Origin of the sequence: Shewanella sp. 38A_GOM-205m (assembly GCF_000518445.1) — a bacterium.
Lineage (GTDB): Bacteria > Pseudomonadota > Gammaproteobacteria > Enterobacterales > Shewanellaceae > Shewanella > Shewanella algae.
Genome location: NZ_JADP01000047.1, coordinates 1 through 11256 on the forward strand (window position 1 = coordinate 1; position 11256 = coordinate 11256).

9 protein-coding genes, 1 tRNA gene and 1 pseudogene are annotated in these 11256 nt (G+C 52.7%); 4 read left to right on the forward strand and 7 right to left on the reverse strand.

Annotated elements, in window-relative coordinates:
- Positions 1–234 (forward strand): annotated as a pseudogene (locus N512_RS0118620) (IS4 family transposase); the annotation flags it as partial.
- Positions 235–261: 27 nt separating this feature from the next.
- On the opposite strand, the gene N512_RS0118625 reads toward N512_RS0118620, so the two are convergent.
- Complete coding sequence (locus N512_RS0118625) at positions 262–1143, reverse strand: LysR family transcriptional regulator (protein WP_028781271.1); 882 nt, start codon at positions 1141–1143, stop codon at positions 262–264.
- 148 nt (positions 1144–1291) lie between these two features.
- Here N512_RS0118625 and N512_RS0118630 point away from each other — a divergent pair, with 148 nt between their 5' ends.
- Positions 1292–2554: an MFS transporter gene (locus N512_RS0118630; RefSeq protein WP_028781272.1), complete on the forward strand. Its 1263-nt coding sequence runs from the start codon at positions 1292–1294 to the stop codon at positions 2552–2554.
- On the opposite strand, the gene N512_RS0118635 is transcribed toward N512_RS0118630, so the two are convergent.
- The 6 genes from N512_RS0118635 to N512_RS0118660 form a co-directional block, all read right to left on the reverse strand.
- Positions 2533–3900 (reverse strand): sigma-54-dependent transcriptional regulator, encoded by a 1368-nt coding sequence (locus N512_RS0118635; RefSeq protein WP_028781273.1) that lies wholly within the window; start codon positions 3898–3900, stop codon positions 2533–2535. The genes N512_RS0118630 and N512_RS0118635 overlap by 22 nt on opposite strands.
- Positions 3897–5693, reverse strand: coding sequence for a sensor histidine kinase (locus N512_RS0118640; protein ID WP_028781274.1), 1797 nt, complete (start codon positions 5691–5693; stop codon positions 3897–3899). Before N512_RS0118640 ends, N512_RS0118635 begins: the two co-directional genes overlap by 4 nt.
- Positions 5694–5781: 88 nt before the next feature.
- On the reverse strand, positions 5782–7179 hold the full coding sequence (locus N512_RS0118645; RefSeq protein ID WP_025890112.1) for a TRAP transporter large permease: 1398 nt from the start codon (positions 7177–7179) through the stop codon (positions 5782–5784).
- A gap of 8 nt (positions 7180–7187) precedes the next feature.
- A complete protein-coding gene (locus N512_RS0118650) occupies positions 7188–7826 on the reverse strand; it encodes a TRAP transporter small permease (protein WP_025012078.1) in 639 nt (212 codons plus the stop codon).
- Positions 7827–7871: 45 nt separating this feature from the next.
- Positions 7872–8891, reverse strand: coding sequence for a TRAP transporter substrate-binding protein (locus N512_RS0118655; RefSeq protein ID WP_028781275.1), 1020 nt, complete (start codon positions 8889–8891; stop codon positions 7872–7874).
- Between the two features lie 261 nt (positions 8892–9152).
- Positions 9153–9380: a hypothetical protein gene (locus tag N512_RS0118660; RefSeq protein WP_025890110.1), complete on the reverse strand. Its 228-nt coding sequence runs from the start codon at positions 9378–9380 to the stop codon at positions 9153–9155.
- A 265-nt stretch (positions 9381–9645) separates the two neighbouring features.
- On the opposite strand from N512_RS0118660, the gene gltX reads away from it, so the two are divergent.
- Positions 9646–11055 carry a glutamate--tRNA ligase gene (gene gltX / locus N512_RS0118665; RefSeq protein ID WP_028781276.1) on the forward strand — a complete coding sequence of 470 codons (1410 nt, stop codon included), beginning with the start codon at positions 9646–9648 and terminating at the stop codon, positions 11053–11055.
- A gap of 106 nt (positions 11056–11161) precedes the next feature.
- Positions 11162–11237 (forward strand) — tRNA-Ala (locus N512_RS0118670).
- Positions 11238–11256: the final 19 nt, after the last annotated feature.

Genomic DNA, 11256 nt, shown 5'->3' on the forward strand with positions numbered 1-11256 from the left:
GGTCGAATGCCCAATGAAATCAGCTTTAAGTACGCTTGTCAGTTCATCGCAAGTCAGCTCAAAGTCATGAGCAAAGCGGTGTCACCAGGTAATACGCCGAAGCGTCTAAACAGTCTGCGAGGAGACTTGTCCATCCTTTTTATAGACAAACGCCCTAAGCCAAATCGGCCTAGGGCGGTAAAAATATCAAAGACCCGATATCCTGTTAATCACAAGGCAGCTCCGCTTAAGTGAACTACGTTGCGGATCCCACCGGCCTTTTTACTTATTGGCCAGCAAAAACTCCACAAAGGCCCGGTCGGCCTGGCTTACCGGGCGCTGTTTCTTCCAGGCAATATGCAGGTCGAGATGTACAGGAGGTGCAAAGGGCAGGGCTATGATGTCATCTCTTTCATTGACCACCATTTCCAACACACTGGTGACGGCAAATCCTTGACTTACAATCTGTTTTATCAGGTTTATCAGGTTGGTTTCAAAGGCGATCCTAGGCTCGAGTTGCAGCTCTCTGGCTCGGCTCAGCATCCATTCACGATGAAAATAACCGGGTTTGAACATCACTAACTCATGGGCGAAAAACTGCTCCAGCGTTACGGCCTCGTTTGTGGCCAAGGGGTGTTCAGGGCTTGAAGCTACCACCATCTGCTCTCTAATTAACAGACAGGACTCGAACTCAGGCTTGAGATCCTGGGCCGTGATAATCGCTATATCCACCTCTTCCTGCTCCAGCATCCTCAGGGCATCGCGGGTGCCTCCCTCAAACAGAGACAGCTTCAAATCAGGATACTGATGGCGAAAGGCCATCACCCGTGACGGCAGGTAGAAAGAGCCCAACATACCGGGCACGGCAATTCGCACTTCGCCCTTGGCCAGCTCGGCCATGGCCCGGATATGGGCCTCTGCCTGACTCAGCTGTTTGAGGATCAATACCGCATGTTGATGCAGCGCCAGCCCTTCGGCAGTGAGGCGAATGCCGCTTTCCTGGCGGCTGCCACTGCGGTCGACCAGAGTGACGCCGAGAGATTGCTCCAGTCGCTTGATACTCTGACTGAGGGCGGGTTGGGCCAAATTCAGCTTCTCTGCTGCTCGGGTAAAACTGCCGTACTTAACCAGGTTATCCAGGTGTTTTAGTTGTCGGATGTCCACGTCTCGCCTTACTCTTGCGGATAATCTTAAGGAAGTTTTTCAAGCATAACAAAAATTGATGAAATCGATATTATTTATCTATTATTGTTATGCATTGCCCGGTGCTAACCTTGTTATGGTGAATCCTTTGCTAATTTAAGAGGTCGGAGTGACTAAGGTCGAAGCCGTTGGCCGGCATGCGCGTGATACCCGTTTGATTTGGGCACTGTGCGTGGCATCAGTGGTGGTTTATATCAATCTGTATTTGATGCAGGGGATGTTGCCCTTGATTGCCGAGCATTTTCAGGTAACGGCAGCCAAGTCGACTCTGGTGCTTTCTGTCACCAGCTTTACGCTGGCGTTTTCCTTGCTTGGCTATGCCATAGTCTCGGACAGGATTGGCCGTCACAAGCCGATAGTTATCAGCCTCTGGGCCCTGGCGCTGTCCAATATCTTGTTGGTATTTGTTAAAGATTTCAATGCACTGGTGGCGGTGAGGTTGCTTCAGGGGATATTGCTGGCGGCTGTACCGGCCATCGCCATGGCTTATTTCAAGGAGCAACTCAGACCTGAGACCATGCTCAAGGCCGCGGCGGTTTACATTACCGCCAACAGTTTCGGTGGCATTATCGGTCGGCTGTTTGGCGGGCTGATGTCGCAACATCTATTATGGCAGGATGCCATGTGGCTGCTGCTGGCGGTGAGTCTGTTTGGGGTGGCACTGGTCAGCTATTTACTGCCCAATGCCGTCAGCGCCGCCAAGCGAGAACGGCTGCCGAAACAGTGGCGTTTCTGGCTCGGTGGCAGTGAAGACTTACGGGGCTTTGTACATCACCTCAAGGATAGTCAGATGCGACTGGCTTACCTTATTGGTGGGCTGGCATTTATGATGATGGTCAACCAGTACAGCTTTATTCAGTTGCACTTGATGGCACCGCCTTATGATTGGAGCCGGTTTGAGGCGACACTGATCTTCCTCTGCTACTCAAGCGGCACACTGGCATCGTATTACACCGCCAGGTGGATTGCCCTCCATGGGCAGTTGCCTCTGTTCAGAATTTCCTTGCTGCTGATGTTGTGCGGCAGTCTGCTGACTCTGCTGGATACCCAGGTGTGGATCTGCGTAGGCTTTTTGCTCACCTCCTGCGGTTTCTTTATTACCCACAGTTGCTGTAACTCCTTTGTGGCCATGCGCGCCAGCAGCCACAGGGCCAAGGCCACTTCATTGTATCTGTGCTGCTATTACCTTGGCGCCGCAATAGGAGGCCCTTTTTTGATGCTGTTCTGGCAGCGAGGCGAGTGGCAGGGCGTGGTGATGGGATCCATGGTTTTGCTGTTTTTGACTTCGCTGGCGGTTTGGCGCCTTGGCTGGCGGCAAAAACAGCCGCTCAGCCAGGAGATGGATACGCCTCAGGGGGCATCGTTGAGGTAATCTTTTCGCTCAAGACCATATTTGCGCATCTTGTCGTAGAGGGTCTTGCGCGGTAGCTCCAACTGTTCCATGGTCAGCTTGATGGAGCCCTTGTTGTGCGCCAGGGCTTCTTCAATCAGCAGTCTTTCGAAAAACTCCACCCTTTGAGTCAGTGACATGCCGCTTTGCAGGCTGTCACTGCTGCCTATGGCGCCGGCAAAGGCAGCCTCGGCGCCAAGTAGAACATAACGTTCCGCCAGATTTCTCAATTCGCGCACATTGCCGGGCCATTCATGGGTACTGAGACGGGCCTGCTGCTCACCGCCAAGGGCAATCAGCGCCTTGTGATAGCGGGCCGAAGCGATACGGGCAAAGTGCAGAAACAGCAAGGGAATATCTTCCCGTCGCTCCCTCAGCGGCGGAATGGCCACAGTCACCAGATTGAGACGATAGAAGAGATCTTCGCGAAAGCTGCCCTGGCGGCACAGTTCTTTGAGGTCGACCTTGGTCGCGGCAATCACCCTGATATCCAGTGCTATGGATTTATTGGAGCCCAGACGCTCGACTCTCCTGTCTTCCAGCACACGCAGCAACTTGACCTGCAATGCCATAGGTGTGCTCTCAATTTCATCGAGGAACAGGGTGCCGCCGTTGGCGTACTCAAACTTGCCAATCCGGGTCTTGTCGGCGCCGGTAAAGGCTCCGGCTTCGGCACCGAACAGCTCACTCTCTATGATGTTTTCCGGGATAGCGCCACAGTTGATGGCGACAAAGTTGGCGCCGTGTCTGGGGCTGTGATCGTGCAGGTAACGGGCAACCAACTCTTTGCCAGTGCCGGTTTCACCCTCGATCAGGATATCGGCCGGAGTATCCAGCACCTGATGGATGAGATGGCGCATCTGACGGATACCCGGACTGTTGCCGAGGATCCTGGGGCCTGGCAGGCTCTGGGATTCCAGCTCCTGCTTGAGCTTACGGTTCTCCAGTGTCAGGCTGCGCTTGTCCAGTGCCCGCTTGACGACGTCCAGTATATGTTCGTTGTTGAAGGGCTTTTCCAGAAAGTCATAGGCGCCCTGTTTAACGGCGCTGACCGCCATGGCGATATCGCCAAAGCCGGTGATCAGTATCACCGGCAGATCGGCATCCAGCTGTTTGATTTGCTGCATGACACTGAGGCCATCCATGCCGGGCATGTTGACATCGGTAATGACCACTCCCATCCAGTCGCGGCTGAGGTGGCGCAAGATCTCTTTCGGTTGGGTCGATGCCTTGGCACTGATGCCTTCGAGTTCAAATAACTGGCTCAGCACTGTGCCTATATGGGGTTCGTCGTCCAGGATCAGGACTGTGTATTCTTGTTCGCTCATTGGGTTTCCTCGCCGCGGTACAGAGGCAACAGGATCTGAAATACAGCGCCACCTTCGGCGGCGTTGGCGACGCTGATGGAGCCCTGCATGGACTCGACAATTCGGCGGGAGATGGAGAGTCCCAGACCCAATCCCTGTCGTTGGCTGGTGGTAAAATAGGGTTCGAAAATTTTCTCCATCTGGCTTTCGTTGACGCCGGGGCCGGAATCCTGAATACGGATACACAGCATCTCTTCTACGCTGATGCTGATAGTCAACAAACGCTCATCGACTCGTTGCATGGCGACTATGGCATTGCTGATAAGGTTCACCAGTACCTGTTGCAGGCGTATTTTATCGCCGTAGAAGCACCAGGGCTTACCCGGAAGCTGCAGTTCGAGCCGGATCCCCTGCTTGTCGATTTCCGGATGCACTATGGTCAGCGCCTCCTGCACGGTTTCATTGATACTGGTGGGCTTGTCCTGGCCCTGGCTCTTGCGGGTGAAGCTCTTGAACTGGGCAACTATTTCCGCCAAGCGGTCGGTCAGGCTGATGATGGTGACCAGGTTTTCCTGTGCCTTGTCATGCATGCCCCGACCAAGAAAGGTTTGAGTGTTTTGGGCATAACTGCGCAGCGCCGCCAATGGTTGATTGATTTCATGGTTGATGCTGGCAGACAGACTGCCGATGACAGTCAGCTTGGCGGCCTGGATCAGTTCATCCTGGGTTTGTTTCAGTTGGGTGTTGGCATCTTCCAACTCCCGGGTACGTTCTTTGACCCTATGTTCCAGCTGGTTCTGGGCCTGGCGCATGCGTCTTAGGTTACGGCGCCGCTCGAGACTGAACAGCAGCCCCAATGCCAGCAACAGAAAGATACTGGCGGACAGCAGCATCACAGGGGGCAGTGAACGATACAAAGGTGCCACAGGTGTCAGCACATGCACATACCAGCCTACCTTGGTCATTTCATTGCGGGTATCCAGATATTGGGCCCGGCCCTGATCGTTTTCTATCCGATATAGTGCCCTGTGTGCGGGTGTTTCCTGCCGGTAGGGCGGATCTATCCTGAGTTCCTGCAGCTTGCGGTCGGCATAACGGCGGCTAAGGGTTATCTGTTGCAACCTTTCCGCAGCCAGGGGTTGCAGTGACCTCAGGCGCCAATTGGCAATACTGGCCAGAAAGATGACTTCATCTTCACCGCTGATGGCCAGTTCATACTGGCCCGCCTTGGCCAGCCCCGTCATCTGCTCTTCAATATCGGCAATATCGACCTTGACCACTATGACACCGAGTACTTTACCCTGATCGTAAATCGGGTAGGAGAAATAAAACCCCCTGGTGTTGGACGAGGTGCCGACGGCGTAATAGCTGCCCAGCCTGCCGGCTATGGCTTCTGTGTAGTAGGGGCGAAAGGCATAATTCTGACCGATAAACGAATAGGCTTGCTGCCAGTTACTGGCGGCAATAGCATCCCCTTGGCTATTGAGCAGATAGATATCAGAGGCTTCGGTGACATGCTGTATCTCTTCAAAGTATTTGTTGATTTTGCTGATTTCGCTCTTGTCTGCGCTACTCTTGATTACCCGGGCCAGCATGGGGTTGGTTGACAGCACATGGGGAATACTCTCATAGCGAATGAGTGCGCCTTCAATAAAGCTTATGACTTCGCTGAGCTGTTTGTCTGCCAGGGCCTGGTATTGGGTGAATCCCTTATCCAGATGGTACCAGTAGGTCAGTTTGAGGGTAATAAACAGACCCGTCACCAACATGGTGGTGATAAGCAGGCGCTTTCGGGTCTTGTTGTTGAGCGGCATCTTATTGTCCCGGCGTTATTGCGGTGTAGTTCCGGCGTAAGAAATCGGCGAGTCTTAGACTCGCCGATAGCCCTGATGATTTCAAGGATTAAAAGCCCCGCAGCGAATCCAGATATTCAGGCAGGAACAGGGACACTTCAGGAACATAGGTGATCAGAATAAGGAACCCCAATAACAGCAGCAGCCAAGGCAGGCACGCGTGGATTACCCAACCTATGCTCTTGCCTGTGATCCCCGAGGTCACAAACAGATTAAGCCCCACCGGCGGTGTCAGCATTCCTATCTCCATATTGACCACCATGATGATTCCAAGGTGAATGGGGTCGATCCCCAACTGGGTGGCGATGGGGAAGAGGATGGGCGCCATAATAAGCAAAATGGCTGATGGCTCCATAAAGTTACCTGCGGCCAGCAACAACAGGTTGACTATGATGAGAAAGCCCCAGGCTGGCAGGCCCATGCCGACTATGTTTTCGGCAATCATGTGAGGGATCCGCTCTGTGGTCAATACATGGGCGAACAGCATGGCGTTGCCTATGATAAACAGCAGCATGATGCTGACTTTGGCGCCATCCCTGACGACGGCGCGTATCTCTCTGTCGGCAGGTGTCTTGAGTAATCCCAGTAAGCTGTATCCCAGATTGCGGCCTATGGCTTTGACTATAGGCTCACCAGGATTGCGCCAGGCGACATTTTTCAGTGGCCCGATATCGCGATAGCCGAAGACGGCAATGAAATAGGCATAGATACAGGCGACCGCCGAGGCTTCCGTGGGGCTGGCGACCCCGCCGTAAATGGAACCCAGCACTATGACAATCAGCATCAGGCCACCCAGCGCCTTGGCCGTTGAGATAGAGAGCTTGCGAATGCCGGGGAAGGGCAGGGAAGGTAATCCCTTGATACGGGCCACTATATAGATGGCCAGCATGATCAGCATCCCCGCCAGTAATCCAGGGATCAGCCCGGCCATAAACATCCGCGCCGCGGACACTTCGGTGGCTGCCGAATAAACCAGCATCACAATCGATGGTGGGATCAGTATTCCCAGGGTACCTGAGGTGGTAATAACCCCGGCGGCAAATTTTTCCGGATATCCGGCGCGGATCATGCCGACGATAACTATGGAGCCGATAGCCGCCACTGTGGCCGGAGAAGAGCCGGAGACGGCGGCAAACAACATACAGGCCATGACCGAGGCCATGGCCAAACCGCCGCGGATATGGCCGACACTGTCCATGGCGAAGTCGATGATCCGCCTGGCGACACCGCCGGTGGAGAGAAAGGCCGAGGACAGAATAAAGAAAGGGATCGCCAGCAAAGTGTAGTGCTCTGAAGTGGACTCATAGAGTTTCAGGGCCACAGAGGCCAGCGAATCGTTGGAAAACAGTAAAATAGTCAGCATGCTGGAGAAACCCAGTGCAATGGCAATGGGCATGCCGAGCAGCATACAAACAAATAAGACGATAAAGAGGGTAGCTATTGTCATGGCGTTACCTACTCATGCTTGGAGTTGTTTTTGTCTTCGCCGGCTTCGTTTTCGTCTGCCAGGTGCATGCTTTCCTTGGCTTCATCGTGGAAGCTGAATCCTTGTGAGCGGTTGGTCAGAATGGCAAAAAACAGTTCAATGAAACGCCAGGTCAACATGGCAAAACCGATAATCAGAATGCTTTGGGAGATCCACAGTGGTACTGCCGGATCTTCCACATCTATGCGCAAGGTTTCCCAGGCAAAGTCGGGGTCCAGTTTGGCAACCAGGGCATGGGGGAAGTCGATATCTTCCATGGGTATCCCAATCTGATACATCTGGCTGAGATAATCCCAGCTGCCTTTAAGAAACAGGCCGCAATAGATCAAACAGATGACCGCAGCCAGCATGGCGGCGTATTTGCGGCCTGTCCTGGGAAGCTTTTTGACGAAGGCATCGACACCTATATGGGCACCGACTTTAACGCCGTATGACATGCCAAAGAGGACAAACCAACCACAGAGGGTCAATGTCAGCTCCTGCATCCAGAGAAACCCTGTATTGAAAAAGAAGCGGGCAACGACTTCGACAAAGACAAGTACCGTCATCAGGGTGATCAATAAGTTGAGAAAGCCTTCCTCAAAGTAGCCCAAGGCGCGTGAAATCATATTGCTCTCCGCAGAAATTGCGGGGGCCGGAGCCCCCATACTGACTTACTGGTTGGCGGCCACGGCGGCATCTATCACGTCTTTGCCGATTTGGTCTTCAAATTTGGCCCATACCGGCTTCATTGCATCAACCCAGGCCTGGCGTTGCTCAGGGGTGAGCTCAACCACCAAGGAGCGTTTGGAGTCGATGATCAACTGGCGGTCCTGGTCATTCTTGTCACCGGCAATTTTGTTGCCGTAGGCAATGGCCTCATCGAGCGCTTCCTTGATGATTTTCCGCTTATCGCCGGGCAGACTCTTCCAGAACGTGTTGGAAGTCACCACCATGTAGTCGAGCACACCATGGTTACTTTCGGTGATATGGCTCTGCACCTCGAAGAATTTTTTGGAGTAGATATTGGACCAGGTGTTTTCCTGACCATCTATGGCGCGGGTTTGCAACAAGGTGAACACCTCGGAGAAGGGCTTTTTAACTGCAGTTGCATCAACGGCGGCAAACTGGGCCGCCAGCACGTCAGAGGCCATAACCCGGAATTTTTTGCCGCTGGCGTCCTTGGGCAAAAGCAGCGGCTCATTGGCAGAGAACTGCTTCATACCATTGTGCAGATAACCGAGGCCAACAACGCCTTTTCGCTTCATTGAGTTCAACAGCTTTTGCCCGGCTTCACTCTGCTGGAACTTGTCGACAGCGGCCATGTCTTTGAACAAAAACGGCAGATCGAACAGCTGCAGTTTTTTGGTGTAACGCTCGAACTTGGAAAGTGATGGCGCAACCAACTGCACATCGTTGAGCAGCAATGCGGCCAGTTCATTGTTGTCTCCGAAGAGTTGTGAGTTGGGGAACACACTGACCTGATATTCACCCGGCAGGCGTTCTTCGACCAAGGCCTTGAACTTCAGTGCCATCTGGCCCTTGGGGGTGTTTTCTGCCACAACGTGAGAAAACTTAATCTCTACCGGTTCTGCCAGAACCGAGAAGCTCGCCAATGCGCCGGCCAAAGCCGTCACTTTGGCAAGGGTTTTCAGTGGCTGGGTAAAGAGTTTGGATGGATTGAATGCACTCATGATGTGTCCTTTTTATATGCTCTTGAGTTATTGAAAAATACGTACCCCAAAGTGCGTATCTCCAGCGGGAATACAGCCGACTTTCCCTAAGGTCTGTATTGGGTAAGGCAAGTAGTGCGCCAACTTGATTACTTTTTTGTAACTCATTGGTTGCTAAAGTGTAGTTTATTTGATGTCTGTCACGCCTTTTTGCTGTTTGGGTGAGATCTTGCTCACATTGCTGTCGACTTTGGGTGGAAAACCGCCTATTGCGACTTTGATTTACTTGGGGGGATCTATGCGCTTGAGCACGGCGTCACTAGGCAGTAGCTCCAGGTGCCCCTGCTCGTCAAAGTACCAGCCGGTAATAAAGCCTTTCTGACGCATAGTCACCAGGTTATGCATCACTTCTCTGGCTTCTTTTTGCGCCGTTTGCTCGTCATAGTCGTTGGTGTGCTTCAAATAGGCCGCAATGCTGGCGAGGGAAGCCGATTGACTGATTCCTGTCATAGCCTCTGTTCCACAAAAAAGATGCTTTCCTGAAGCGTAGTTGAAAATTTAGCCAGCGTGAAAGAAGCGCTGGTATTACAGCCTGGGACGCTATCAGGGTGTGTATTACTCAGGATATGGCTCGGCAGGGCAATTCAGGGCCGCAATATCTATCTTGTGACTGTCGGCCAGAGCTCTTTTCCCCTGTAGGGTTAGGCTGCTAGAATATGCGCACTTTTCATTTGCCTGCCTGGCAGGCGTTTATTCTTAAGGTTAGTGTTCAATTATGACCACCAAGACGCGTTTTGCTCCCAGCCCTACCGGCTTTCTTCATGTGGGCGGTGCCCGTACGGCTCTATACTCCTGGTTGCACGCTCGTGCCAATAATGGCGAGTTTGTGCTGCGTATCGAAGATACGGATCTTGAGCGTTCTACTCAGGAGGCGGTTGATGCCATTCTGGAAGGGATGGAATGGTTGGGCCTGAATTGGGACGAAGGTCCTTACTATCAGACCAAACGCTTCGATCGTTACAACGAGATCATCGCTCAGATGTTAAAAGAGGGCACGGCTTACAAGTGTTATTGCTCTCGTGAGCGCATTGAAGCTCTGCGTGAAGAGCAGGCCGCCAAGGGTGAACGCCAGAAGTATGATGGCTGCTGCCGTGATGCCGCTCCCCGTGATACAGATGAACCTTATGTAGTGCGTTTCAAAAACCCACAGGAAGGCAGCGTGGTTTTTGATGATCATGTTCGCGGCCGGATTGAAATTGCCAACGAAGAACTGGATGACCTAATCATTGCCCGCAGCGACGGTACTCCTACTTATAACTTCTGTGTGGTGGTTGATGACTGGGATATGGGTATCACTTGCGTGGTTCGCGGTGAAGACCATATCAACAACACCCCAAGACAGATCAACATTCTCAAGGCCCTGGGTGCACCTGTTCCTGAGTATGCCCACGTATCCATGATCCTGGGTGACGATGGTGCCAAGCTTTCCAAGCGTCACGGCGCAGTGAGCGTAATGCAGTATCGTGATGACGGTTATCTGCCGGAAGCCTTGCTGAACTATCTGGTGCGTTTGGGCTGGTCTCATGGCGATCAGGAGATCTTCTCTCTGGAGGAGATGAAGCAGTTCTTCAAATTGGACGATATCAACAAGGCGGCTTCGGCATTCAATACCGAAAAGCTGATTTGGTTGAACCAGCACTATATGAAGTCACTGGATCCAGAATATGTGGCCGGTTTCCTCGAATGGCACATGCGTGATCAACAGATAGATACCAGTAATGGCCCGGCACTGGCTGAAATCGTTACTGCATTGGCAGAGCGTAGCAAGACACTCAAAGAGATGGCTGCCTCCAGCCGTTACTTCTATGAAGACTTCAAGGCGTTTGATGAAGCACAGGCCAAGAAGCACTTGCGTGGGGTAGCATTGGAGCCCTTGCAACTGGTGCAGCAGAAGTTGGCAGCTTTGCCTGAGTGGACCGTGGAAGCTATTCACAATGCCATTGAGTCAACTGCGGCCGAACTGGAGGTAGGAATGGGTAAAGTCGGCATGCCTTTGCGGGTTGCCGTGACAGGTGCGGGCCAATCTCCTGCTCTGGATTTAACCTTATTTCTCATTGGGAAAGCTCGTTGCGAGCAAAGAATCTCCAAAGCGGTTGAATTTGTAGCAGCCAGAATAAATTCCTAAAAAAGGCGTTGACACATTTGGGTGTGCTGCATAGAATGCGCCTCGCAGTTGAGACACAGGGCAGCAAGTTGCTGGCAGTACACTCAAATGTAATGAGAGATAGCTTGGGGCTATAGCTCAGCTGGGAGAGCGCTTGCATGGCATGCAAGAGGTCGACGGTTCGATCCCGTCTAGCTCCACCAACTTCTCTCAACAAGCTCT